The sequence below is a fragment of the Gemmatimonadaceae bacterium genome (assembly GCA_036496605.1).
GTDB lineage: Bacteria > Gemmatimonadota > Gemmatimonadetes > Gemmatimonadales > Gemmatimonadaceae > AG2.
In genome coordinates, this window is the sequence record DASXKV010000050.1 from 187,608 (window position 1) to 212,236 (window position 24,629).

Annotated in this window: 23 protein-coding genes; 17 read left to right on the forward strand and 6 right to left on the reverse strand. The window is 63.8% G+C overall.

From position 1 onward, the window contains the following. Nucleotides 1–4: 4 nt before the first annotated feature. Nucleotides 5–544 carry an ECF-type sigma factor gene (locus VGH98_19440; protein ID HEY2378159.1) on the reverse strand — a complete coding sequence of 180 codons (540 nt, stop codon included), beginning with the start codon at nucleotides 542–544 and terminating at the stop codon, nucleotides 5–7. A 371-nt stretch (nucleotides 545–915) separates the two neighbouring features. On the opposite strand from VGH98_19440, the gene VGH98_19445 reads away from it, so the two are divergent. Next, nucleotides 916–3,861 (forward strand): SusC/RagA family TonB-linked outer membrane protein, encoded by a 2,946-nt coding sequence (locus tag VGH98_19445; GenBank protein ID HEY2378160.1) that lies wholly within the window; start codon nucleotides 916–918, stop codon nucleotides 3,859–3,861. Further along, nucleotides 3,861–5,324 (forward strand): RagB/SusD family nutrient uptake outer membrane protein, encoded by a 1,464-nt coding sequence (locus VGH98_19450; GenBank protein HEY2378161.1) that lies wholly within the window; start codon nucleotides 3,861–3,863, stop codon nucleotides 5,322–5,324. Before VGH98_19445 ends, VGH98_19450 begins: the two co-directional genes overlap by 1 nt. A 67-nt stretch (nucleotides 5,325–5,391) precedes the next feature. Here VGH98_19450 and VGH98_19455 read toward each other — a convergent pair whose 3' ends face one another. Next, the gene (locus VGH98_19455; GenBank protein ID HEY2378162.1) at nucleotides 5,392–6,834 is read right to left on the reverse strand and encodes an amidohydrolase family protein; all 1,443 of its coding nucleotides are present in this window, start codon (nucleotides 6,832–6,834) and stop codon (nucleotides 5,392–5,394) included. Nucleotides 6,835–6,958: 124 nt separating this feature from the next. Here VGH98_19455 and VGH98_19460 point away from each other — a divergent pair, with 124 nt between their 5' ends. Next, nucleotides 6,959–7,876 (forward strand): hypothetical protein, encoded by a 918-nt coding sequence (locus tag VGH98_19460; protein ID HEY2378163.1) that lies wholly within the window; start codon nucleotides 6,959–6,961, stop codon nucleotides 7,874–7,876. Nucleotides 7,877–7,905: 29 nt separating this feature from the next. Beyond that, entirely contained in the window at nucleotides 7,906–8,751 is an 846-nt protein-coding gene (gene ligD, locus VGH98_19465) for a non-homologous end-joining DNA ligase (GenBank protein HEY2378164.1), read from the forward strand. A gap of 94 nt (nucleotides 8,752–8,845) precedes the next feature. On the opposite strand, the gene VGH98_19470 is transcribed toward ligD, so the two are convergent. Beyond that, on the reverse strand, nucleotides 8,846–9,340 hold the full coding sequence (locus tag VGH98_19470; GenBank protein ID HEY2378165.1) for a hypothetical protein: 495 nt from the start codon (nucleotides 9,338–9,340) through the stop codon (nucleotides 8,846–8,848). A 46-nt stretch (nucleotides 9,341–9,386) separates the two neighbouring features. Here VGH98_19470 and VGH98_19475 point away from each other — a divergent pair, with 46 nt between their 5' ends. The 4 genes from VGH98_19475 (at nucleotide 9,387) to VGH98_19490 (ending at nucleotide 11,194) form a co-directional block, all read left to right on the forward strand. Beyond that, nucleotides 9,387–9,824, forward strand: coding sequence for an NUDIX hydrolase (locus VGH98_19475; protein HEY2378166.1), 438 nt, complete (start codon nucleotides 9,387–9,389; stop codon nucleotides 9,822–9,824). Nucleotides 9,825–9,954: 130 nt separating this feature from the next. Further along, nucleotides 9,955–10,446: a hypothetical protein gene (locus VGH98_19480; protein ID HEY2378167.1), complete on the forward strand. Its 492-nt coding sequence runs from the start codon at nucleotides 9,955–9,957 to the stop codon at nucleotides 10,444–10,446. Between the two features lie 55 nt (nucleotides 10,447–10,501). Continuing rightward, a complete protein-coding gene (locus VGH98_19485) occupies nucleotides 10,502–10,660 on the forward strand; it encodes a zinc-dependent peptidase (GenBank protein ID HEY2378168.1) in 159 nt (52 codons plus the stop codon). A gap of 60 nt (nucleotides 10,661–10,720) precedes the next feature. Next, nucleotides 10,721–11,194, forward strand: a complete 474-nt coding sequence (locus VGH98_19490; GenBank protein ID HEY2378169.1) for a GNAT family N-acetyltransferase — start codon at nucleotides 10,721–10,723, stop codon at nucleotides 11,192–11,194. On the opposite strand, the gene VGH98_19495 is transcribed toward VGH98_19490, so the two are convergent. Further along, entirely contained in the window at nucleotides 11,148–13,655 is a 2,508-nt protein-coding gene (locus VGH98_19495) for an ABC transporter permease (GenBank protein ID HEY2378170.1), read from the reverse strand. The genes VGH98_19490 and VGH98_19495 overlap by 47 nt on opposite strands. A gap of 38 nt (nucleotides 13,656–13,693) precedes the next feature. Between VGH98_19495 and VGH98_19500 the strand changes: the two genes are divergently transcribed. Further along, a complete protein-coding gene (locus VGH98_19500; protein HEY2378171.1) occupies nucleotides 13,694–14,320 on the forward strand; it encodes a hypothetical protein in 627 nt (208 codons plus the stop codon). Nucleotides 14,321–14,359: 39 nt separating this feature from the next. On the opposite strand, the gene VGH98_19505 is transcribed toward VGH98_19500, so the two are convergent. Further along, nucleotides 14,360–14,761, reverse strand: coding sequence for a hypothetical protein (locus VGH98_19505; GenBank protein HEY2378172.1), 402 nt, complete (start codon nucleotides 14,759–14,761; stop codon nucleotides 14,360–14,362). A 412-nt stretch (nucleotides 14,762–15,173) separates the two neighbouring features. Here VGH98_19505 and aceB point away from each other — a divergent pair, with 412 nt between their 5' ends. Both aceB and aceA read left to right on the forward strand, forming a co-directional pair. Further along, on the forward strand, nucleotides 15,174–16,805 hold the full coding sequence (aceB, locus tag VGH98_19510; protein ID HEY2378173.1) for a malate synthase A: 1,632 nt from the start codon (nucleotides 15,174–15,176) through the stop codon (nucleotides 16,803–16,805). Between the two features lie 11 nt (nucleotides 16,806–16,816). Next, nucleotides 16,817–18,130, forward strand: a complete 1,314-nt coding sequence (aceA, locus tag VGH98_19515) for an isocitrate lyase (GenBank protein HEY2378174.1) — start codon at nucleotides 16,817–16,819, stop codon at nucleotides 18,128–18,130. A gap of 116 nt (nucleotides 18,131–18,246) precedes the next feature. Here the strand turns inward: aceA and aceK are convergent, their stop codons facing one another. After that, on the reverse strand, nucleotides 18,247–20,004 hold the full coding sequence (gene aceK, locus VGH98_19520; GenBank protein HEY2378175.1) for a bifunctional isocitrate dehydrogenase kinase/phosphatase: 1,758 nt from the start codon (nucleotides 20,002–20,004) through the stop codon (nucleotides 18,247–18,249). A gap of 192 nt (nucleotides 20,005–20,196) precedes the next feature. Between aceK and VGH98_19525 the strand changes: the two genes are divergently transcribed. From VGH98_19525 to VGH98_19550, 6 genes are all read left to right on the forward strand, one after another. Beyond that, nucleotides 20,197–20,508: a hypothetical protein gene (locus VGH98_19525; protein ID HEY2378176.1), complete on the forward strand. Its 312-nt coding sequence runs from the start codon at nucleotides 20,197–20,199 to the stop codon at nucleotides 20,506–20,508. A gap of 78 nt (nucleotides 20,509–20,586) precedes the next feature. After that, complete coding sequence (locus tag VGH98_19530) at nucleotides 20,587–20,817, forward strand: hypothetical protein (protein HEY2378177.1); 231 nt, start codon at nucleotides 20,587–20,589, stop codon at nucleotides 20,815–20,817. Nucleotides 20,818–21,449: 632 nt separating this feature from the next. After that, nucleotides 21,450–22,955, forward strand: coding sequence for a serine hydrolase domain-containing protein (locus tag VGH98_19535; GenBank protein ID HEY2378178.1), 1,506 nt, complete (start codon nucleotides 21,450–21,452; stop codon nucleotides 22,953–22,955). 77 nt (nucleotides 22,956–23,032) lie between these two features. Further along, nucleotides 23,033–23,632 (forward strand): hypothetical protein, encoded by a 600-nt coding sequence (locus VGH98_19540; GenBank protein ID HEY2378179.1) that lies wholly within the window; start codon nucleotides 23,033–23,035, stop codon nucleotides 23,630–23,632. A 247-nt stretch (nucleotides 23,633–23,879) separates the two neighbouring features. Further along, nucleotides 23,880–24,104, forward strand: coding sequence for a hypothetical protein (locus VGH98_19545; protein ID HEY2378180.1), 225 nt, complete (start codon nucleotides 23,880–23,882; stop codon nucleotides 24,102–24,104). A gap of 32 nt (nucleotides 24,105–24,136) precedes the next feature. After that, nucleotides 24,137–24,565 carry a hypothetical protein gene (locus VGH98_19550; GenBank protein ID HEY2378181.1) on the forward strand — a complete coding sequence of 143 codons (429 nt, stop codon included), beginning with the start codon at nucleotides 24,137–24,139 and terminating at the stop codon, nucleotides 24,563–24,565. Nucleotides 24,566–24,629 lie beyond the last annotated feature (64 nt).

Sequence of the window (24,629 nt, forward strand, 5' to 3'; positions counted from 1 at the left end):
TCACTCAGCCAGTCGCATCGGGGGACAGCTCACGCAACAGAAACAAACGCGCCTTGAGCCAGTTGCGCTCGACCGTGCGTGGCGTGACGCCGAGTAGTTCGGCAATTTCACGTTCGCCGAATCCGCCGAAGAAGCGGAGCTCCACGATCTGCCGGAGCCGCTCGTCGACGGCGTCGAGCCGGTCCAGCGCCTCGTCGATCGCGATGATCTCATCGAGCTGAAACTCGAGGGTCGCGTCGCCGTCGCGGAGCGACACGCGGGTCGCGATACCGCCGCGCTTTGCGGCGTGCCGCCGGCGCGCGAAGTCGACGAGCACCTGCCGCATCGCGCGCGAGGCGGCGCCGAAGAAGTGTGACTTTGCCTGCCATTGCTTCCCGTCGTCCGCACCGAGCTTGAGGAACGCTTCGTGGACAAGCTCCGTCGTCGAGAGTGTCGTCCGTCCATCCGTGCGACGGCGGTGGGCGCGCGCCATCCGCTTGAGCTCTTCATACACGCGCTCGTACAACGCGTCGCTTGCGCCCGCCGAATCCGCGGCGATGAACATGACGCTACGCTACGATGCTCTTGCGCATGGCGCCAGTTCGATTTCGACGCGTGGCGGTCGCCTGAGTGTTCAGCAGGAATACGCGGTGGTGTTTTCCGAGTATTTACTTCGGTCAGATTTTCGAGGCGAAGCACGTTCGATGATCATCAGCCTGCCTAACGAGCCAATTGGCAAATGACGTGACGTCCGCCGCAGCGCGCTCTCCATGCGTCCCCTCGCGATCGAGTCGCAGCGGCGCTCGACGCACCAGGAGTCCTAGCGTGACGCTTCGTCCCTAAGTAGGGAGCGTGCTTGACATCGACGTGCACGCATGGGATTCTGGGCTCGTCCATTCTGTCATTACTAACGACCCATTCGAGTACGGAGGCTTCGTGCGACGACCTTTCTCTCGTCTCGCCGTCACTGGAGCAGTACTGATCGTGCTGCTCCCGACAGCGAGCCGCGCTCAATCACGGATCATCACCGGCACCGTCACGATCGCGGGCACTGCCGAGCCTCTCCCCGGTGCCACTATCTCGGTGACCGGCACCGCGGCGACGGCCCGCGCGGGGGCGAACGGGCAGTACCGCCTCACTGCGCCCGAGGGCAACATCAGCTTGCTCGTCCGCGCGATCGGATACAAGCGGGTAACACGGCCTCTCGCGGCGGGCCAGAACACGACCGACTTCGCGCTCGAGAAGGATCCGCTTCTGCTCGAGAGCGTCGTCGTCACGGGGCAGGCTACGACCGTCGACGTCCGGAGCGCCACCACCGCCGTCGCGCGCGTCTCCGGGGACGAGCTCACTCAGGTGCCGTCGCCGACGATCGAGAACGCGCTTGTCGGCAAGATCAGCGGAGTGAACCTGCAGACGAACTCCGGCGCCCCCGGCGGCGGTATCCAGATGCAGATCCGCGGCAACAACACGATCCTTGGCGCGTACGATCCGCTGTACGTGATCGACGGCGTGATCTACTCCAACGCGACGATCGCGGGCGGCCGGGGCGATATCTCTGCCGCGGCTTTTGCCACCGCGGAGGACGACGCGGTGAATCGCGTCGCCGACATCAACCCCAACGACATCGAGAACATCGAGATCCTCAAAGGCGCGGCAGCCTCCTCGATCTACGGCTCGAAGGCGGCGAACGGCGTCGTCATCATAACAACGAAGCGTGGGCAGGCTGGCCAGAACAACGTTCGCATTCAGCAGCGGCTCGGCCAATACAGGCCATCCAGGACGCTCGAGAGCCGGCGCTTTAGCAAGGACTCGGCGGTTGCCAAATACGGCGCGGGCGTGGCGCATTGGTTCGACAACAATGCCGATCCGTACTTCAACCACTACGATCAGGTCTACACCCCCAGCGGCCTTTCGTACGAGACCGTCGCCGACGCATCGGGCGGCTCGGATCGGACGCGGTACTTCCTCAGCGTCACGAACAAGCACGATGGCGGCACGGAGCGTAACACTTTCTTCGATCGCCAGGGCTTGCGCGCCAACATCGACCAGGACGTCGGCTCGAAGCTAGCCGTACACGTGTCGAGCGTCTTCAACCGCGCCGCCAACGATCGCGGCTGGAACAACAACTGTAACAACTTCGCCTGCGCCGGCTACGCATTCGCGTACACGCCGAGCTTCGTGGACTTGCGGCAGCGCGACGCGACCGGGAACTACGTCGCGCCCGATTGGGGAATCCAGGCCAATCCGCTGCAGACGGACGATCTCGCGAAGAATCAGGAGGTGACGAACCGGTTCACCGGCGGCGTGAACGTTGATTACAACGCGCTCAACTCGACGTCGCAGTCGCTCCGCTTCGTCTTCGCCGGTGGACTCGACGTCTTTCACCAGAACGACCAACTCTGGGCGCCGAACGAATTGTTCTTCGAGCAGCCACAGACGCTGCCGGGCGAGGCGATCGACAACGATGGCGACAGCAAGTACTACAACTGGAACTTGAACGGCGTCCACATCTACCATGGCGGCGGCTGGTCGCTCAACACGTCGGCCGGTTTGCAATACGAGGATCGCCAATTGCTGGCGAGCCGCATCGAGACGACAAACCTCATTCCCGGCCAGCGCAACGTCGGGCAAGGAACCAAGACCACCGGCACGGACAGTCTGACGCAGGAGCGCACCTTCGCCTTCTATGGGCAGGAAGAGATTCGGCTGCTCAACGAGAAGCTGCTCGTGCAGGGCGGTCTGCGCGCCGAGCGCAGCAGCGTGAACGGCGACATCAACAAGTTCAACATCTTCCCGAAAATCTCGGGCTCCTATCGCCTGCTCGACCTGCTCGGTTCGGGCAGTGAGATCAAGCCGCGCATCGCTTACGGAGAGACCGGGAACCTCCCCATTTTCGGGCAGAAGTTCACGCAGCTCGGAACGCCGCAGCTGGGTGGCACCTCCGGCTTCACCGTGGCCACCCAATCGGGTTTCGCGGGCGTCGAGCCGGAGCGGGTGAAGGAAGTGGAGGTCGGCATCGATGGCATCGCGATGCGTAGCCGGCTCGATTGGGAGCTCACCGGCTTTGATCGCAACACGACCAACTTGCTGCTGCAGCGTGTGCCGGCACCATCGACAGGGTTCAGCAGCCAGGTGTTCAACGGCGGGCGCATCCAGAATCGCGGGATCGAGGCGTCGCTCGGCGGCACGCCGATCCAGCGCTCGAATCTCTCGTGGCTGATTCATGCGACCTACACGCTCGAGAGGAGCGAGGTGATGGACCTCGCTGGCCTGCCTCCCTTCCGTCCACCGCTCTCCGGTTTCGGCGGTCTGGGCGTGACGTTCATTCAGGAGGGCAAGCCACTTACGCAGATTGTCGGGCGCGCCTTCGATGCGAACGGCAACCGCACCACCACCGACGTGCAAATCGGCAATTCGGCCCCTGACTACAGAATTGGCCTCGTGAACGGCGTCACCTACGGGCCCTTTGCGGCCAACCTGGTGCTCGATTACCAGAAGGGAGGTAGCATCATCAATCTCACCCAATTCCTTTACGATGATGCCGGGCTCGCAGCCGACTACGGCTCGGCCGCGTGGGCGTACCGCTATAAGGGGTATAGCGGTGGCGTGATGACGCCATACATCGAAGATGCCTCGTTCCTCAAGCTTCGCGAGTTGAGCATTCGCGCAACCGTCCCCGAACGCTGGATCAGCCGCGGCGGCCTCGGAGCGCGCAATGTCAGTATCGGCGTGAGCGGACGGAACCTGCTGACGTGGCAGAAATACTCCGGCCTCGATCCCGAGGTGGCGAACGTCGGCTCTGCCGCCATCCGCAACAATCTCGACGTGGCTCCGTATCCACCGAGCCGCAGCTTCTTCTTCGACTTCACCGTGGGGTTCTGATGATGATGACGATACGACAGATCCGCACGGTGATGCCGCGACTCCGCCGTGTTGTGACGCTCCTTGCGGCCACCGGTATCCTGGTCGCGGCGTGTAACAATTTCGATGTGCAAAATCTCAACGCGCCGACCGCGGAGACGTTGACGTCTTCGCCGAGTCGGGACGTGCTCGCGCGCGCGGCAATTGGCGTTCAGACGCAGGTGTTGAACGACCGCGGCGCCATCATCCAGCAGTGGGGGATCTACGGGCGCGAGGGCTGGAATCTGCTCGGCAACGATCCACGCGAGACTGGAGAGGAAATCCGTGGACCACAGGACCCGGGCGGACGCGCCGGTGGCATCTGGACCGGCCAGTATCAGGCGATCCGAACGATCAACACGTACCTGTCGGCACTCACGAACGCGAGCTCGTTGACGGCCGAAGAGAAGAAGGCGGCACTGGGATTCGCCAAGACGATCAAGGCGTGGCACATTCATCTGCTCGCAATTCGGAGCGGACCGACGGGCATCCCGATCGACGTGGATCGCCCCATCTCCGATCCGCCAGCGCCGCTCGTGTCGATGACCGACGCGATGGCGGCTGCGTCGGCGCTTTTCGATGACGCATACGCCGACCTTCAGGCCGGGGGGAGCACCTTCCCGTTCTCGTTCGTTCCCGGCTATACCGGGTTCACCACTCCAGCGACGTTCGCGCAGGTCAATCGCGCGCTCGCGGCGAAGTTACTCGTTCATCGCGCGACGTTCGTCAACTGCACGGCGTGCTGGGCGCAGGCGGCCACGGCGATCAACCAGTCGTTCATCACGACGACCGGTCTCCCGGGATCGCTCCAGCTGGGCGTGTACTTCGGTTTCACGGGTGCGCCGAATGAGCAGGACAATCCAGTATCAGAGGATCTCACGTCCAACCGATATTGGGTACATCCGTCCATCATCAGTGGCGCGCAGCTTCAACCCAATGGTCAACCCGATCTTCGCCTGACGAGGAAGACCGCGCTCGCCCCGGCGCCTCGGACGATCACCAGTGCCGCGGGCAACCTGACAGGGACGTATAAGCCAGTGATGTACAACGATCCCGCCACGCTCGCCCCCAATCTGGGCGCGTTCGTTCCGTGGATCACGAACGAAGAGCTGCTGCTGTTGCGCGCCGAGATCCGCTGGAACACGGGTGACAAGGCGGGGGCGATCAGCGACCTCGATCTCGTGCGGGTGAACGCGGGCGGTCTCGCGCCGACGACACTTACAGCGTCGAGCTCCGATTCGGCATTCATCGACGAGCTGCTGTACAACCGACTCTACTCGCTCATGTGGACGCAGGGGACGCGGTGGATCGATGCCCGGCGCTATGGGCGGACAGGATCACTGCCGCTGGATCGTCCTGGCGACGTGGTTCATCCAAACATGCTCATTCCGTCCGCGGAGTGTGATGCGCGACGGCTGACGGTGCCCTGCTCCATCGGGCCCTAAGAGTCGGGCAGTCGAAAGGCGTTCCGGTTTTGGAGGTGACCATGCGTGGGTCAGAGCCTACGCATGGTCATCTTCGCATCGACGTCTCGGGACGCTTGGGTGAGAATCCGATCTTCCCCTCTGCCTGCGCGAGCAGCGCTTTCGGGTCGTAGACCGTCCCGGACTTCATCACGAGCCGCACGTTTCGAGTATTCTTGATGTCCGTCAGCGGATTGCCGTCGATCACGAAGAGGTCGGCCAGCTTCCCTGCCTCGAGTGTGCCGAGCTTGTCGGAGACGCCGAGCGCGCGAGCGCCGTTGATGGTCGCAATCTTGAGAGCCGCCGCGTTAGGAATTCCCGCGAGCACGAGCGTGTGCAGCTCGCGATGCGACGAGAAGCCCGCGATGAACTCTCCCGTGCTCGGGTTGTCGGTGCCTAACGTGAGCAGCCCGCCGGCGTCGTAGAACGCCTTCGTCGTCCGACGCATCGCCCAGTAGAGCGAGTCCCACGCCGGAGTGTCGTGGCGCGGCGGCTTCGTCTTCACCCAGGCCTGCACCTCGGGCGTGAAGAACTTCCGCTCGTCGATCCAGTAGTCGAAGCCTTCCTCGAGCTGCGTGAAATACACGGGCGCGGTGATCGTTGGATCGAACATCACGTGGTGCGAGATGAAGAGCGCGACGATGTCCTTGAAGACCTTCGATGCGGTATCGACCCGCGACCACGAGGGATAGGCGGGCTTGTTGGGATCGAGCTGGTCGCCGCCCAGGATGTGCTCGACGCGATCGACGCCGAGGAGGATGGCGTCGCGCGCGTTGGTGCTGTTGCGGAAGCCCGACTCGAGATGCGCGGTGACGGTGAGGCCGTGTTGGTGCGCGCGCGCGACGAGCTCCGCGAGATGCTCCGGAGCGATCCCCTTCGCCTTGAAGGCGCGCGCGTCTTGCGCGGCCCAGTAGTCGACGTCGCGATCGATGTCGGCAGCGGTCGCGCTCTGGTTCCAACCCCGGCGCGCGCTGCCGAAGTACGGTCCCGAGTTGTAGAGCCGCGGGCCGACCTGTTCGCCGTCGTCGATGCGCTTTCGCGCGGCCATCATGCTGTCGGGCTCGTACTCCCCGGCGGGAAAAGTCGACGTGACGCCGTTTGCGAGGAAGATGAGCGGGTTATACGTCCACTCATCGCTGCGCAGGCCGTTCGGACCGAGCGTCATGTTGTAATGCGCGTGGACGTCGAAGATCCCGGGCAGCGCGTACTGATCGTCGCGCAGCTGGATGACGCGTGCACCTTGTGCTTCGTCGGCGGTGATTGGGCGGTTCACCGCAAGCAGCCGTCCAGCGACGATGAGTATTCCCTGATTGCGCACGACCGTGTCGCTCGTGGCCGTGAACAGCCAGCCGCCGCGAATGACGACGGGGTCGCGTCGGAGCGCGGTGATCCGCGCGGCGTTCTCGGGCGTGTTCTGCGCCGTCGCACGCGGCGCCAGGACTGCAGCTAGGCCGATCGTGGCCAGTATGCGATGGATGGTCGTTCTGGGCATCCGTCGATCTCCAACGAGAGAAGGGTGCAGCATAAGCAGCCCGATTCTATCTGTCGCACGAGGAACAGCAAGCCTGTCAGGTCTGCGTTGCCGTCGCTGGCTGCGCGTGGCACTTTGATCGGGTATGTCTTCCACCTTCCCAGACTGGCTCGAGCCGATGGCCGCGACGCTCACGTACGAGCGCTTCAACGGCCCCGAGTGGATCTTCGAACGGAAGTACGACGGCATCCGCGCGCTGGCGTTCAAGCAAGGTCGCGACGTTCGGCTCTTCTCGCGCAATCGTCTGCCCCAGCACAATCAACCCGTGTGCGACGCGATCGCGCGCCTCGGCGTTACGGATGCAGTACTCGATGGCGAGCTCGCGTGGCGCGGCGACAGCAAAGTCTCGTACCACGTCTTCGACTTGCTGTGGCTCGATGGCCGTGCGCTCATGACCCTTCCGCTGCAGGAGCGCAAGACGCTCCTCTCCGGCCTCCGCTTCGAGCCGCCTATCGAGTGCGTCCAGGCACTCGACGACGCGGAACCCTGGATGCGAGCCTGCGCCGAAGGTTGGGAAGGAGTGATCGCGAAACGCCGAGAGGCGCCTTACGAGCATCGCCGCTCGCCACACTGGCTCAAGATGAAGTGCGAGGCAACTCAGGAGCTCGTCGTCGGCGGCTTCACCGACCCGCAGGGCACGCGCGTCGGACTCGGCGCACTTCTCGTCGGTTATTACGAAGACGAACAGTTCGTCTACGCGGGCAAGGTCGGCACCGGCTTCGACACGAAGCTGTTGCGCGATCTTCGCGAGAAGCTCGACTCGCTCGAAATCGCGGCGTCTCCCTTCACGAGAGCGACGGCGTTGCCGCGCGTGCGTGCTCACTGGGTACGACCCGAGATCGTGGTACAGGTCTCATTCGTCGAGTGGACCGTGCACGGCAAGCTTCGGCATTCGCGACTCGTCGCCGTGAGGACAGATAAGGACGCACGGGATGTGACGAGAGAGTCAGGTCTCGCGCACAGAGCTGGAGCGCGCGCGAACAGCGCGCGCGACTCCAAATAGGTTTGTTGCGAGCGCCAGCGAGCAACTCCGTGATCACGCATCCCGAGAAGGTACTCTTCCCCGACGACGGCATCACCAAGCGCGAGCTCGCCGAGTATTACGAGATGGTCGCGCCGGTGATGCTGCCACACATCGTCGGACGCCCGGTGACGATGGAGCGATTTCACCGCGGCATCGGACAGAAAGGGTTTTTTCAGAAGAACGTAGTGAAAGGCTTTCCGGCGTGGCTCGAGCGCGTCGAGGTCGCGAAGAAGGACGGAGTCGTGCACCACCCGGTCGTGCGCGACGTGCGCGGGCTGCTCTGGCTCGCGAACCAGAATTGCATCACGGCGCACGTGTGGACGTCGCGCGCGCCTAACGTCGAGGTCCCCGATGTGTGCATCGTCGATCTCGATCCCGGCGACGACGACGTGCAGCGCCTGCGCGCCGCCGCGCTTCTCGTACGTGACGCACTGGCTGATCGCGGTCTAACGAGTTGGGTGAAGACGTCGGGCTCGAAGGGGTTTCACATCGCCGTTCCGCTGGACGGCACGGCGAGTTACGCGACCGTCGCGCACTTCGCCCACCAGCTCGGCGAAGCGATGGTGCGGCGAGATCCGGTCAATCTCACGCGGGAGTTCTACAAGGTCGATCGCGGTGGGCGCATCCTCGTCGACACCGGGCGGAACGAGTACAGCGCGACCTTCGCGGCCGCGTATGCGGTGCGCGCGCGCGCCGGGGCGCCGGTATCGGCGCCGTGCACATGGGCTGAGTTGGAAACTGGAACGGTGGGGCCGACGTCGTTCACGATGCGAAACATGGCCGCGCGGCTCGCCGCGGTCGGCGATCTCTGGCACGGGCTGCTCGAGTGTAGACAGTCGCTGAAGGACAGCTAGTACTTCAGATGTCGGTAGCAGTAGTGCTGCTTCCGTTCTGTGGTTCCTACCTTCATAAACTCGAGGCACTTTCAAAATGCATGAACGACGCGCCTTACGGCGGGCAGCCGTCGGAAGAGAGTCCGTATGCATCGCGCGACGTGGAACTGGCGTGCCCAGGGTTTACGGGTTTCCACTCGCAATCGGGCGGTCGCTCGTACTTCTGCGGAACGTCGATGATTTCGACGTCGACGGATTCACCGTGCTTCCATTGCGCGGTGTCACTAATGTGCGCTCGAAGGAGTACGAAAGGTTCGTCGAGCGCGTGCTCGGGGACGAGGGCCAATTGCGGGGCGTCCATCGTCCCCAGCATCCAGTCCGTCTGGATGACTGGGTCGATGTCTTCTCTCCACTCGGTGCCGCAGGTGAGATAGTGATAGTAGAGTGCGAAAATGACGCGGACGCAGACTTCTGCATCGGGGTAGGCACTGGCGTGTCGAGCGACGCCGTCGGCGTCCATCAGTTCGACGCGAAGGCCGTTTGGGACTCGGCGCCGACCGTCCGATACGACGACATAACGCGCGTCCGATTCGACGAGCGATACACGCACGTATTTGGCCGATACGTTGGCGAACCTCCGGCGAGCTAACCGACCGGTGGCAACCCTTCGACATACTCGCTACCAGGCTGGCGTCATCCGTGACGGATGCGTCCTGTTGGTGCAGTGCTCGTTTCGGGACGGAAGCAAATGGTGGATGCTCCCGGGCGGTGGTCGCGAGGAAGACGAAGATGAGACAACGTGCGTCGCCCGCGAGGTACTCGAGGAGTGCGGCGTCGTGGTTCACGTTGATCGCTTACTCTCTGATGTTGCGGCCGATCCGCCTGATGGTACATACGTTCGGTGGCGTACCTATCGGTGCACCGTAGTCAGCGGCGAACCGAGAGCGGGCGGTGGCGAGGGACCGAACGCCGAGCTGATCGCGATACGCTGGCTGCCGTTGGACATCGCACAATGGTCGGATGACATCACGGCTGACCGATTTCTTTATCCGCAGCTGATCGCGCTGCGGGTCGCGCTCTTGCCTAACGATTAGCCGCATCCGTGCGAATCGCTCACAAGCGCTCCGGAACAGGAAAACAGCAAGGTCACGAGCATACGTCAGCTGACGTATGGGCGCTTGCGCGGAGGCAGCACAGCTTCTCGGAGCCCTAACCCGCTCTCTCATGACTGCGCTGCGCTTCGCCCCACTCTGCTCGCTCATCGCCGCGGGATGCTTCGGCTCCGCATCGGCGTCCGGCTCGTTCAGCGGCTCCGGCACCACGATTCGCGACAACTCCCCACGCGTCGTCGACTCGTACGACCTGGTCGTCTCGGTGTCCGAGACCGCGCCGCGACGAGCCTACCGGAACGTACACGTGGACGTCCAAGTGACGGCGGTACCGTCCGACTCGGTCGCGGAGTTCTCTGCCAACGACATCAGCGGCGTCGTCCGGTCGGCGAGGCCCGCGGTCGCCGACTCGCTGGCAGCCTTTCTCGCTACGCGGCACGATCTGGACGCAACTGACCTAGCGGCACTGCGGACGCCGCTGCGCGAGGCGGCACAGCGCCAGCTCGTCGCCCGTTTTGGCAGGGACGGCGCGAAGCTTCCGTACAGCCTTCGATTGGAGCTCGTTGGACTATACTTCGCCGACGGATCCTCGTCAGCAGCTCCGTGATGGAGTCAGAATTGGGACACTCCGGTCACCGAGGACCGCGTGAGAGCAGCTCGCGGTGAACGCCGGAGAGGATCCGCCTCTGGATGACTATGCCGCACGGAATCCCTCCGAGTTCTTCGCGATGGCAACGGAAGCGTTCTTTTGCTCGCCCGAGCGTCTCCGCGCCAGCCTGCCCGATCTGTACGAACAGCTGCGGCGGTTCAACCGTGCCTAACGCGGCGCGTTGCCGCCGTGTTCCCGAGCCGGGCACCAACTCCTAACGAGCTAGGTTGCGATGGAGTACGAGATAACCAAAGACGCAGATCTCGACGCAGTCTTCGCAGCGGTGCGTGAGGGGATCCGCGGTGCCGACCCGACGGATGTTGGCCCGCGTGACTGGCAACCGCTCAATCTCGCGTTACGGGCGCGCGATGGCACTCTCGTCGGTGGTCTGTATGGCGCGACGATGTGGAAGTGGCTCTTGATCGACGGCCTCTGGGTCGCGGAGGAACTGCGTGGTCGCGGCCTCGGGCGCGACCTGCTCCTCGCCGGCGAAGCCGCGGCGATCGACCGTGGGTGTCGCGGCTCGTGGCTCGGGACGTTCGACTTTCAGGCGCGCGGATTTTACGAGCGACTCGGCTACACGGTCTTCGCTGAGCTGACGGGTTTTCCGCCTGGACACACTCACTACCACCTGCGGAAAGATTTCACCAACGCCAGACCTACTCGTATCGCAGCGCCTGCATCGGAGAGACCCGCGACGCCCTGAGCGCCGGTACGTAGCCCGCCGCCAACGCCACGAGCGAGAGGAACGCCACCGACAGCGTCATCACCACCGGATCCGCGCCGCTCATCTTGTACAACATCGACTGCGCTCCTTTGCCCAACGCTAACGCGCCGGCAACGCCGATCACGCCGCCGATCGCGGTCATCCGGAGGACTTGCCAGAGCACGAGCAAACGCACCGCGCTCGCATCGGCGCCCAACGCCATGCGCACTCCGATCTCGCGTGTGCGCTGCGCGATCGAGTAGGCCAATACACCATAGAGGCCGATCGACGCGAGCAGCGTCGCCAGGAGCGCGAACGAGCCCGCGAGCGTCGTGATCATCCGATCCTCGAACGTGTTGATCCGGACCTCTTCCGGCATCGGCCGCAAGTTCTCAACCGGTAGCATCGGATCTAACCGCTGCACCACCGACGACATCGAGCGCAGCATCGTCGATGGATTCGACGCGGTGCGCACATAGAAGTACATCGACCTCACGTTAGGCATCTGCCGGTGCGGCGTGAAATATACCGGCGGGATCTCTCTTTTGACGCTCGCGTACTTCATGTCCCGCACGAGGCCAACGATCTCGATGTCGAGCGGCATCGTGTCCGACGACGTGGCGGCCATGCGCTTTCCCACTGGGTTCGCGCCGAGCCCGAAATGGCGCGCGAACGTCTCATTCACGATCGCGACCTTTGGCGCTCTCGCATCATCAGCATTCGTAAACTCCCGCCCTGCGAGGAGCGGCACGCCGATCGCCCGGAAATGTCCGGGACCAACCGCGTTGAAGCTGGCGCTCGTATGTTGGTCGTTTCCGTCGGGCCGGAAGCCTTGCACCTTCACCGAGCTCTCCCAATCGCTCCCCGCGATGAGGGGGACCATCGTCGACGTCACCGCCGAGGCACCGGGCAGCGAGGCAAGCTCCTCTTCGATCCGCGCGTACAGCACGCGCGCACGCACCGAATCGTAGCCGCTCTGCCCTGGCGTCACCGAGAAGGTGACGAGATTCTCGACGCGGACGCCGAGGTCCGCGCGCTTCACCTTCCAGAGGCTCTTGAGGAAGAGTCCCGCGCTCATGAGCAGCGCCATCGCAAGCGCGATCTGCGCGGTCGCGAGCGTCGTGCGAAATCGGCGAGCCGTACGGCCGCCGGCCAGCTTGCCGGAGTTGTTGCGCAGCGACGTGACGAGGTCCGGTCGCGTGCTATGCAGCGCCGGGAACAAGCCGAACGCAAAGCCGGTCACGAGCGCCAACACGGCGGAGAATCCAACTGCCGCCCAGTTCATGCCTAACGCCAGATCCTCCGTGACTTGCTGCGGCAAGAGCGCCGAGATGCCTTGCAGCGTCCACGAGGCGAAGGCGAGACTCAACACGCCGCCGAGCGCGGCGAGGGTGAGCGTCTCTGTCAGCAGCTGCACCAACAACTGGCGACGCGACGCGCCTAACGAAAGACGGATTGCCATCTCGAGCTCCCGGCTGGTCGCGCGCGCCATGAGCAGATTGGCGATGTTCGCGCAGGCGATGAGGAGCACGAGCCCAGTGATCGCGAACAGCATGTACAGTGCAGGACCCGCTTCGTTGCCCATGTCGCTCTGGCCTCGAGCGCCTGGCTCGATCACGACCTGTTTGGCGAGAAACCGCGACATCACCGAGTCGCGCATGCCGCGCTGGAGCGGCGCTTCCACGTCACGAATGATCGGCCGATATAAGGCGTTCACTTGCGCGCGTGCCTGCTCGATCGTCGCACTCGGCGCGAGCCGCGCGAAGACGTATATCCAGTACGCTCGGCGATCGTCGATCTGCCGCTCGACGCCCGTGCCGACCACCGGCCCCATCGCGAGCGCGGTATAGAATGCCGGGCGCGATCCGTAGGTCGTGCCGTTGAAGCTTCTCGGTGCGACGCCGACGATCGTCGTCGGCTTGCCATTCACCGTCAACGTTTTGCCGATTACGGTCGGGTCGCCGCCGAGGTTCGCTTCCCAGAACCAGTACGCGAGAACGACCGCGGGCGCGGCGCCCGTCTGGTCATCGGGAGGCGAGAGCAATCGCCCGAGCGCGGGACGGATGCGCAGGAGCGGAAAGTAGCTGCCCGAGACGAGATATCCGCGTCTCGCGAAGGCGCTGCGTCCGTAGCTGACGTTCGCGCCGATTTCCTTATGGCCGGCGATGGCGGTGAACGCGGACAGCTTCGCCTTCTGGAGATCGCGAAACATCGGGTAGCTAAAGACGTCGTCGCAGGAGCCGGCCTGACCACACGTCATACTTCCATCCTTCGGGCCGGGCGCACTGAAGTTCACCAATCGATCGGCGCCGGCCACGGGGAGCTCCTGCCGCATCATGCGATAGAAGACCGAGTAGATCGCCGAGTTCGCGCCGATGCCGAGGCCCAGCGAGAGCGCCGCGACCGCGCTGACGAAGGGCGTGCGAGCGAGCGTCCGAAAGGCGAGCCTGAGGTTGCGCATGAGTGCTCCCCGAAGGATTGGATCGAAGCGCGAAGCGAATGACCCAGGCCACTACCAGGCGCAGGCCCTTCTGGTTTCGAAGCGGTGCCGGCAAATCGACCACCGCTCGTCGCCTGGCGACTCAGCACGGTCTGCGTCTGTACTCGACGGACGACGTGATGGCAGATCACGCCCGCCGTAGCTCGCGCGAAGACTGCCCATTGCTCCACCGCTTCATGGCCATGGACATGGACGAGCGATGGGTGAACCGGGACCCGAAGACCATGCTCGAGACATTCCACTGGTTCCAGGGCGAGGGCTTCGACATGATCATCGACGATCTCCTCCGGCTCCCACCGGGATGCGGAGTCATCGTCGAGGGCTTCCGGCCATTGCCGCACCTCGTCAAACCTCTCCTTTCCGCGCCTCGTCGCGCCGTCTGGCTGCTGCCGACGACGGAGTTCCGTCAGGCGGCGATCGCTCGCCGTGGCGGATCAGCGATGGGATTCCTCGCTAAGACTTCTGAGCCGGAAAGATCCCTGCACAACCTGCTCGAGCGCGATCGGATGTTCACCGAAATCCTCCGTGAAGAAACGGAGCGCCTCGAATTGATCGCGATCGAGGTTGACACGACGATGACCGAGGACGCTCTCGCCAACCGATTGATGGAGCAGTTCGGCCTTTGAAGTCGTGAGAGTTGCCGTCGGAGTGCTAGCGCCTAACGATCACTGCAGTGTGTCGCGCGGCGTGACGCCGGCGGGATCGGACCAGCAACTCGTTCGCTCCGCTTCGCGCGGGCTTGGCACGTATGTCGAGTCGCTATCGTCACCGCCATCGTACTCGTACTCGACGTGGCAGCGAACGCCGCGACGGATGAGCGTCCGTGAGTACCCGTCCGGGCCATCACCAGCCCAGCGGATGATCTCGCGCCAGCCGCGTGCAACTTTCCCCGACGAGAGCGAATCCGGCCAGTATCGAGCCGCGCGCCAAACGTCGATGGGAATGCCGGCGGGAGCAACCATCGAGACGTGGCAGGCCGACACCGGGCTGGATGCTGACGGCTCGGAAAACGTGCTTTCCGCCCGCGTCACCTGCACATTCGCCACCGACTGCCACATGGTGGCCACGGTGTCGCAGACGGCTGACGCAACTTCCGCAGACTCGCTACTGGATCTACATGCGGCGACCACGATGACGAGGGCCGCGAACAGTCCGCAGGCTATGGTGCGACGCACTCTCTGCATTTGTACGCTGTCGATCCACAAGAAGCCCACATGAAACGCTCGCCTCGGCCACCCTTCTGCGACGAACACTAGCTCGAGGCCGTCACAACCGGTTATCCGCGCCGAGTTCAGCGGATTCTAATTGCTCTGCTGCTCAACAAGGCGGCTGGGGCACTGAAACCACCGACACGGCGCTGACACCCGGAATAGCGGACGAACCATCACGACCCGGACATATTCGCCGGGCCCGACTCCCTCAGCTCGGCTGGCATAACTATGGCATTACGGTTCGCCGCGTTCCACCGAGCCAACCAACATGTCATCGCTCGCGTCACCGAGCCACGGCGTCGACGCCCGTTCCAACGGGTCACGACCGCATTCGGACGTGCTCACGCCCGAGGCGTTAGCGTTCGTCGGCGATCTGGCGCGGCAGTTCGGTGAATCGATCGAGATTTTGCTGAATTCTCGAGCGCTGCGGCGCGCACGCATCGCCCGCGGCGAGGAGCATCTGGATTTCCTGCCCGGCACCGCACCGATTCGCGAACGCGACTGGACCGTTGCGCCGACGCCACGAGACCTCGAGCGACGCGTCGTCGAGATCACGGGACCGACGGACCGCAAAATGATGATCAACGCTCTCAACTCGGGAGCCGACGTCTTCATGGCGGACCTCGAGGATTCCTCGGCGCCGACGTGGTCGAACATGATCGCCGGCCAGGTGAATCTGCGAGACGCGGTGCGGCGCACGATCGAATGGAACGACGCGGAGAGCGGGAAAGCGTACCGGCTCAACGAGCGAACGGCGACGCTGATCGTGCGGCCGCGCGGCCTGCATCTCGTCGAGCGTCATCTCGTGATCGATGGAAAGCCGATCGCTGCCTCATTAGTCGACGCGGGGTTGTTTCTCCATCACAACGCTACGGCACTCATCGAGCGCGGGAGCGGCCCCTACCTCTACCTGCCGAAGCTCGAGAGTCACCTCGAGGCTCGGCTCTGGAACGACGTGCTCGTGTACGCCGAGCGCGCGCTCGCGCTGCCTAACGGTTCTATCAAAATCACGGTATTGATCGAGACGATCGCCGCCGCGTTCGAGATGGACGAGATCATCTTCGAGCTGCGCGACCGCATCGCGGGACTCAACTGCGGCCGATGGGATTACATCTTCAGCTTCATCAAGTACCAGACGGCCGATCCGCGTGCCGTGCTCCCGGACCGTTCGCAGGTCACGATGGAGCAGCCGTGCATGCGGGCGTACACTCAGCTTGCGGTGAAGACCTGTCACCGGCGCGGCGCGTATTCGATCGGTGGGATGGCGGCGCAGATCCCGATCAAGAATGATGCTGACGCGAACGAGCGCGCGCTCGCAAAGGTCCGCGCCGACAAGCTGCGCGAAGTGCGCGACGGCCACGACGGCACATGGGTCGCCCACCCGGGGTTGGTATCGGTCGCGCGCGAAGCCTTCGAGGCGCACATGTCGTCGACGAACCAGCTCGATCGGTTGCGCGACGACGTGCACATCGCCGCGGACGATCTGCTGCGCGTTCCGACGGGCACGCGGACGGAGGAAGGACTTCGCCAGAACGTGCGGGTCGGCGTGCAGTACATCGAGTCGTGGCTGCGCGGTGTGGGCTGCGTCCCCCTGTACCATCTCATGGAAGATGCCGCGACGGCCGAAATCTCGCGCGCGCAGGTGTGGCAATGGATTCACCACGGCGCGCGCCTCGACGACACCGGCGACACCGTCACGCCTCAGCTCCTCGGGCGAATCATCGACGAGGAGCTCACTCGCCTAACGACTGAGCTCGGCGCCAACCGCATTCGTGGCGGGCGCTTTACGGAAGCGCGTTCGCTCTTCCTAGAGCTCGCCAGCGCCGACACGCTCGCCGACTTCCTTACGTCGGCGGCGTACGGCGCGCTCGACGACACCCCACCAATAGTCATCGCCTGACTGGAGAGAACATGGCAGTTTCCACGCAATTCATCGACGAGAACCTCGAGACCGCCGGCGTCGAGGGTCCGACCGGGCCTACCGACGCACGCTGGCAGGGCATCACACGCCCCTACTCCGCCACCGACGTCGAACGGCTTCGTCCGTCCGTTCGGATCGCGCACACGCTCGCCGACGTCGGCGCGCGCCGGCTCTGGGCACTGCTCACCTCGCGCGACTACGTACCCGCGTTAGGCGCGCTCAACGGCAGCCAGGCCGTGCAGATGGTTCGCGCCGGTCTCGAGGCCATCTATGTGAGCGGCTGGCAGGTGGCGGCCGACGCCAATCTCGCCGGCCAGACGTATCCCGATCAGAGTCTCTACCCAGCGAACTCCGTCCCCGCGGTCGTTAGGCGACTCAACCAGGCGCTGCTCCGCGCCGATCAGATCGAACGCAGCGAGTCGAAGGGCGACGCGGTGAGCGCGCGTCGCTACTGGCTCGCACCGCTCGTCGCCGACGCCGAGGCGGGGTTCGGCGGCCCGCTCAACGCCTTCGAGCTCATGAAGGGGATGATCGAGGCTGGCGCCGCCGGCGTTCACTTCGAGGATCAGCTCGCGTCCGAGAAGAAGTGTGGTCACCTGGGCGGCAAGGTCCTCGTGCCGACCGGCCAATTCATTCGCACCCTGATCGCCGCGCGGCTCGCGGCCGACGTCCTCGATGTTCCGACTGTGCTCATCGCGCGCACCGACGCCGACAGCGCGAAGCTGCTCACGAGCGACATCGACCCACGCGACCGCGAGTTCTGCGCCGGTGACCGCACACCGGAAGGATTCTTCCGCCTTCGCGCCGGTATCGAATGCGCCATCGCGCGCGCGATCGCGTACGCGCCGTACGCCGACCTCCTCTGGTGCGAGACGTCGACGCCGAATCTCGCCGAGGCACGACGATTCGCCGAAGCAGTTCACGACGCCGCGCCGGGCAAGATGCTCGCGTACAACTGCTCCCCGTCATTCAACTGGCGGAAGCACCTCGATGCGTCGACGATCGCCAGGTTCCAGCGCGAGCTCGGCGCAATGGGATACAAGTTCCAGTTCGTGACGCTCGCTGGATTCCACGCGGTGAACCACAGCATGTTCGATCTGGCGCGCGGCTACCGTGATCGTGGCATGGCCGCGTACGCGGAGCTCCAGACAGCGGAGCTCGCGGCGGAAGCTGATGGTTACACCGCGACACGTCATCAGCGCGAAGTGGGCACCGGTTATTTCGATGTCGTCTCGGAGATTATTTCGGGCGGTGCGAGCTCCACTCAGGCCTTGAAGGAATCCACGGAGCGGCAACAGTTCTAACTGCCCTGTCATCCTGAGGGAGCGAAAGCGACGGAAGGATCTAGCGGCGGTGTTAGAAGCTTGCCACTACCAACGGATAGTAGATCCTTCGCTTCGCTCAGGATGACATTTGGCGCTCACGAAGACAGGCGTCGCAGGCGACGCGTCGCCGGGTACGGGAACGTGTCCACTAGTTCGCCAGACCTGACGCGCTCCTGTACCGCACACCACCAGTCCCGCTGCAGCAGATCGCCGTGAGCGGCGGCGAACGTGTCACGGAGCGGCCCGTTAGGCACCATGAAAGGCGCGAACTCTTCCGGAAACACGTCGTGCTCCGCGACCGAGAACCACGGCTCCGCGGATAGCTCGTCGTCGGGCGATCGCGGCTCGGGAAACGTGCGGAAGCGACAGTCCGTGAGCGGCGCAAGCTCGTCATAGTCGTAGAAGACGACGCGGCCATGACGCGTCACGCCGAAGTTCTTGAGCAAGAGATCGCCGGCGAAGATGTTCGCCGCGGCGAGGTCCTTGATGCACTGGCCGTAGTCGAGGATCGCCGCCTCGACGCGGATAGGGTCGGCCTCCTGGATGTATAGGTTCAATGGCCTAACGCGACGCTCCGTATACACGTGGTCGAGGATGACGTGACCCTGCTCGGCGCGGACGACGCTCGGCGCGTCGCGAAGGAGCCCGGCGAGAAGCGCGTCGGAGAAACACTCTCGACGAAAAGCGAGGCCCTGAAAGAGCTGTGCGTCCGCGAGCCGGCCGACGCGGTCACGCAGAAAGACGCGACGATACTGATCCACTACGTGCTTCCGCGTCGTTCGCTTCGGCGCTCCGATGCGATCCTTGATGATCTTGAAAACGATGTTGAGCGACGGCAACGTGAACACCGACATCACCAGGCCTTTGACACCCGGAGCGTCCTCGAAGCGTGCGTCGGACTGCGACAGGTGATGAACGAGCGTGCGATAGAGCTCCGTCTTTCCATGCTTGTTGTACCCAATCGACGTATAGAGCTCGTCGATGCGTTTCTGCGGCATGATGTCGGCGAGAAATGCGACCGTCGCCGCCGGGCATGATACGTCGACGTGGAAATACGACCACGCGAAACCGAACACGATCGCGAGCTCGTCTGCGGAAGTGAGCACGGCGTCGACGACGATACCCTCGTCGTTCGCGGTCAGCGCGAGCGCGAGTGGCAGCCAGCGGTGCCCTTCGCAGGCGACTCGCCCAACGAGATATGCACCCTTGTTCCGGTAGAAGAGACTCGTCAACAAGTCGGCGCCCGTGACCTCCGTGTCACCGAACGCTTCGCGTGCACCGCGCGCGATCGCGTCGCCGACGCGCTGTGCGTCGCCGCTTGGGTCAGCGAGCGCATGACCCAGATCGGCGAGAATGCGCTCCGCGAGCACGCACGTCCCGCCCGCGCCTGAACACCAGCGTCGCGCCGCCTCGGCGGGGCGCGCGGCGAATTCGGACGACCACGGATGTTGAAACTCGATTTCACGATCGACGCCGGTCGTCGCGAATCGCCGGCGCGTCACGGAGCTGAAGAATGTTTCCGCGATCTCGCTATCCACGCGTCCGGCGACGAGCGCGCTGTACTCCTCGCGCATCTGCACCCACAGCCGCCGCTCGCCATTCACGTCGCGCGCGCGTTTGACGACCTGGGCGATCGCGTGGTCGACGCTGTGCGCATACAAGCGCAGTCGGTCCGTCGACCCCTTGCGGACCGAGACCCAGTCACGGGCGCGAAAGTCTCGGGCCGAGCGGCGCGCAGCGCGGCGGAATCGCTCGTGGTACTCGTCGAACACCTCGGCCACGACGTCGGCGCAATCGCGGGCGAGGCGGCGGTTCGCCTCGTGTGAGCTTTCCGAGGCCGATGGGAGTATCACGGCTGATCGACGGCGCGAGTGAAGTCGCGAAGCTGACTCGTCGTGACCCACCTGCGTAACGGTGTCGCGGACAGGGGTAAGGCCGAGAACAGTCGGTCCAATGAATAGACGTCTTGCGTAGTTCCTGGCCGTAAGCGCATAATCGGTGACCGTGTCACCCTTTTGTCCGCCGCGCCGAGACGCCGCCCTCCCATGCTGAATAGCCCCAAAGTCCCAGTGCTGCGAGAGAGCCTCGCGCGTGCTCTCGTTCCGTCCGCGGATTACCCGGACGATCGAACGCTTCGCGACGAGATCTGTGCCGTCGTCGACGAGATGAAGGCCGCCGGCTGGCCACCGGAGCGCGCGATCATCGCGGTGAAACAGATCGCCAGCGAGGCCGGCCTGAGGGAATCGCGCGCGCTCCTTTCGTTGACTAACAAACAACTCGACGCGCGCGACGCGCTCATGGCGAAGGTGGTGCGTTGGACGATCGAGTGCTACTACGACGTGCTGCAATCCGCCTGACGTCGGCGTTTTCGTTATTGGACTACTGCATAACGATTGACTCACGAAAAGCGTCCCCGAATCGGTAATCGAAGACGCGTGGACGGCCGCGGTGCGCGCGGGGCGTTTCAGCTGCCGGCACGCGTCAAGCGCGATCGGGGCATGGATGATGTCTTCATGTATGTCGTCGAAATCAGGAATGGCGACGACTACCGTGCTTCTACCATCGAGCACATGGATCGTCCCGAGGCGCAGGCGGATCAGCAAATCAAGGACGTCTACGCCGCGGTCGATCGCGTTCTGAATGATGATCAGGTATTGAAACCATGACTCTCGGTTCGGGCTGGCTCGATGCCGACGTCGTTCCACTTCTCAGAGCGGCGATCGCTGCCAAAGGGTGCAAGTCGGAGTGGCCATCAATCACAAGATGACGGAACCCTCGACCCAACTCGCCGCCCTTACCGAACTACATCGTCTCCTATGCGACCATGGAGTTGCTTACTGGCTCTTCGGTGGGTGGGCGGTCGATTTTCATGCGGGGCGGGTGACTCGGGCCCACGATGACATCGATATCGCGATCTGGGAAGACGACCGAAGTCGACTGGCAGGTCTACTCGAGAGTACGAAGTGGAGACACACTCCAGACCCTGACGAGGACGGATACACGTGCTACGAGCGCGGCGGCGTGCGACTGGAAGTCGCATTGCTTGCTCTTGACGAGAGTGGTGTTGTACACACACCGCTCCGTGCTGGTCGAGGCGAATGGCCCGTCGAGACGTTTGGTTGTGACGTTGCAGAATTGCTTGGCGTGCGCGCCCATGTAATCCGACGCGAAGCGCTCGTTGCCGATAAGTCTGTCATTCGGGGCGAGCCCCCGACCGTAGCCAAGGATCGGGCCGACTTGTTGAGTCTTGCCGCTGTACGTAGACCATAAATGAGGTTGACTGCCAACGAGAGGTCCTGTGAGATCGATCTACACACTTGCGTCGCTTTGCTTCGTCGCGACCACGGGCCGCGCTGCCGCAGCACAGAATCCCGGCGCGATCGAGCACCATCTCCGATACGGTGTCCGCGTCGAGGGACAAGCCGACACCGCGATGGAGCTCGTCGATCGCATGCGCTCCTACCACGTGCCAGGCGTCAGCATCGCCGTCATCGACAATTATCGCGTCGTATTCGCCAAGGGGTTCGGCGTCACCGAGTTCGGTGGCACCAAAGCGGTCGACACTACGACACTCTTTCTCGCCGGATCGATCAGCAAGCCGGTGTTCACCAGTGGATTCCTGCGTGTCGCCGAGGATCGCAAGATCTCGCTCGACGCGGACATCAACACGCTGCTCAAATCGTGGCATCTCCCCGAGAGCAAATTCACCGAGCGCGAGAAGGTGACCCCTCGTCGTCTGCTCACCCATTCGGCGGGTCTCACGGTCTGGGGGTTTCCGGGCTACGCACTCGGTGGCCCGGTTCCGACCGTGCCGCAGCTCCTCGACGGCGCGGCGCCGGCAAACACGCCCGCTGTCCGCAACGACACCATTCCCGGTGCACGCTGGCTGTACTCCGGTGGAGGAATCACGATCCTGCAGCTCGCGACCACGGATATCACCGGCGAGGAGTTTCCGGCGCTGATGCACCGGCTCGTGCTGCAGCCGGCGGGAATGGCGCGCAGCACGTACGAAAACCCGCTGCCAGTCAATCGCCGCGGCGAGGCCGCGAGCGGACATGAGCAAATTGATACACCGGTACCTGGTGGCTTTCACGTGTACCCGGAGATGGCGGCCGCGGGGCTGTGGACCACTCCGTCCGATCTCGCGCGGTGGGCCATTGCGCTGTCGCACTCCTATCGCGGCGAGCGCGGGGGCGTGCTCTCGACGTCGATGGCGCGGCAGATGGTGTCGAAACAAATGCGTCAGCAACCACCGTATGGCACCGGTTACTGGGGGCTCGGCGTCGCCGTGGGCGGTGACGGTGACTCGTTGACGTTCTCGCACGGCGGACGCGACGAGGGTTTCGTCGCCGACATGTTCATGCGCCCCGGCAGCGGTCGCGGGCTCGTCATCATGATGAATGGCGTCAACGGCGGGTTGATGTCAGAGATCGAGCGCGCCTTCGCCGAGGAGTATGGTTTCGGCGCGGGTCCGCGCGTGATCAAGACCATCGCCGCGAAGTCACCGTCCGAGCTCGGAGCGTACGTGGGCCGCTACGTCGGCGTCGCCGGAAGCGACACCGCGCGCTTCGACGTCAGTGTCGCACCTGACGGCAAGTCACTCCAGGTCTACAACTCCACCGGGCACCGCGCCTTGCCGATCGCGCCGTTAGGCGGCGACCGGTTCGTCGGGTTGGAGGGAGGTGGTGAGTGGACGTTCGAGCGTACTGGAGACCTTACGTCGCCGGTGCGGTCAATCGCGCTCGGCACGGGTCCGAATCGGCGCGTGCTGTTCCGGGAACGGAGCGATGTCGGCGCTCCGTAGATCGATCACGTTCGTCTGTCGTCGCGAGCTTGGAAATCGGTCGTTCGTAGTACACTGACAGACCTAGGGAGGGAGCAATGCCGGTTCGAAACGCGCTCGCGACGGCACAGCTGAGCTACGCCCAACGAGGTAAAGGAGCGCCCTTCCACGTCACGATCGCGGTCTGGTCGCACTCCTACGATCATCCCGATGCTGCGCGCCGCAACGCACTCGTAACGGGCGTCTACCTCGCGGACCTTCCGGCCAGCGGCGTCTACAACGTGTCCAACATATTGATCAGAGACCGGTACAACGTCGATCAAACCGGCCTCTGGACTCGCACGAGTGGCGCGAATCTCGAGGGATTCGAGGGATACACGGAATTCGATACGCATGGTGCGTGCGGTAACGCCTGGCCGAACGTGATCTGGTCTGCGTATTCGGGTATCTATGATGAGCGGTGCGTCGCGGATGCAACGGTCGACGCTTTCAGGCTGCAGACGTATCGCATCGCTCACCCGCAGATCAGCGTCTACAACTACATGCTCGGGCCGGTGACATTTTCATTCGAGATTAACCTCCCCGCTGCCCCCACGTCGGTCGGGCTTCGGCTTGGGCTCATTGGAGGAAATGCCGGTAATCCCGCGCAGAGAACCAACACGGTGCCGAACGAGGAATGGGTGATTCAGTTTGCGTGAAGTGATTCGATTCCCGCCTTTGTTTGGGTTCCGTAACTGCCGACTCGCTACGCTGGCCGTCAGCGCCGCGCTGGCTAGCGCATGCGCGTCGTCCAACACGTCACTTCCTAATGGCTCCTTGCCGCGCACGGCCGGTACGCTCGCCGCTCCGACCACGTGTCGCGTCATCGGTGCCTGGAAGATGAGCGGCGATTCTGTTCCGGCGCCCGACGTCACTCGGTGCGTGCTCCCGTGGTATCCGAATTCGATGCGAACTGCCGGCCAGGAGGGTGAGATCGTCTTCCGCATCGCGGTCGATAGTGCAGGCGTCCCGGATTCGTCGTCATTCCGTGTGGTTCGGACATCAGCGCCCGCGCTGGTCGGGGCCGTGCAGGCTGTGGTAACGTACCTTCGGTTCTCGCCATCTTCATCGCGGCCGGTGATCGTAATCGAGATGCCATATGCTTTCACGCTCGGCCAGCGGCGCAGCTGAAATCTAGCGTTAGGCAGCCAGAACCAGTCCGTATGCGCCTCGATCGCACGTTCCCCCTCGAAGATCCCGCCGTTGAGATTCCGTGGCGCGTCAGCGAGGCAGGTTTCCGCATGCTCGTTGGCGGTGAGCGTTTGGAGCAAGTCGTCGCCGGCCGACTGCGCCAGCGGTGCCGACTTCTCGGCGGGTTAGACGCCGATCTCACGTTTCACTTCTCCCCAATCGCTGGCGGTCAGCTCCGCGAGATTGAGCTTCTGCGTCACCCAAAGCGCCATCGCGAGCGCGAGTTCGACGATCTACAGCAGCGCCTCGAGCGAATGCTGGGTCCTGGCGAACGCCTCGAGCCTCGGTTGGGCCTGCATCCCGCGGGCGCTCGTTGGCAACTCGGCGCGCTCCGAGTAACTCACGAGTACTACACCGCTGCCGGGAAGGACCATGAGAAGGTGCGGTTTATCCACGACTGAATGGCTATCGGAACCGGGTCACGCGCGCCGTAAGTGCGTTCCTCCCTACTCATTAACCTGCCGT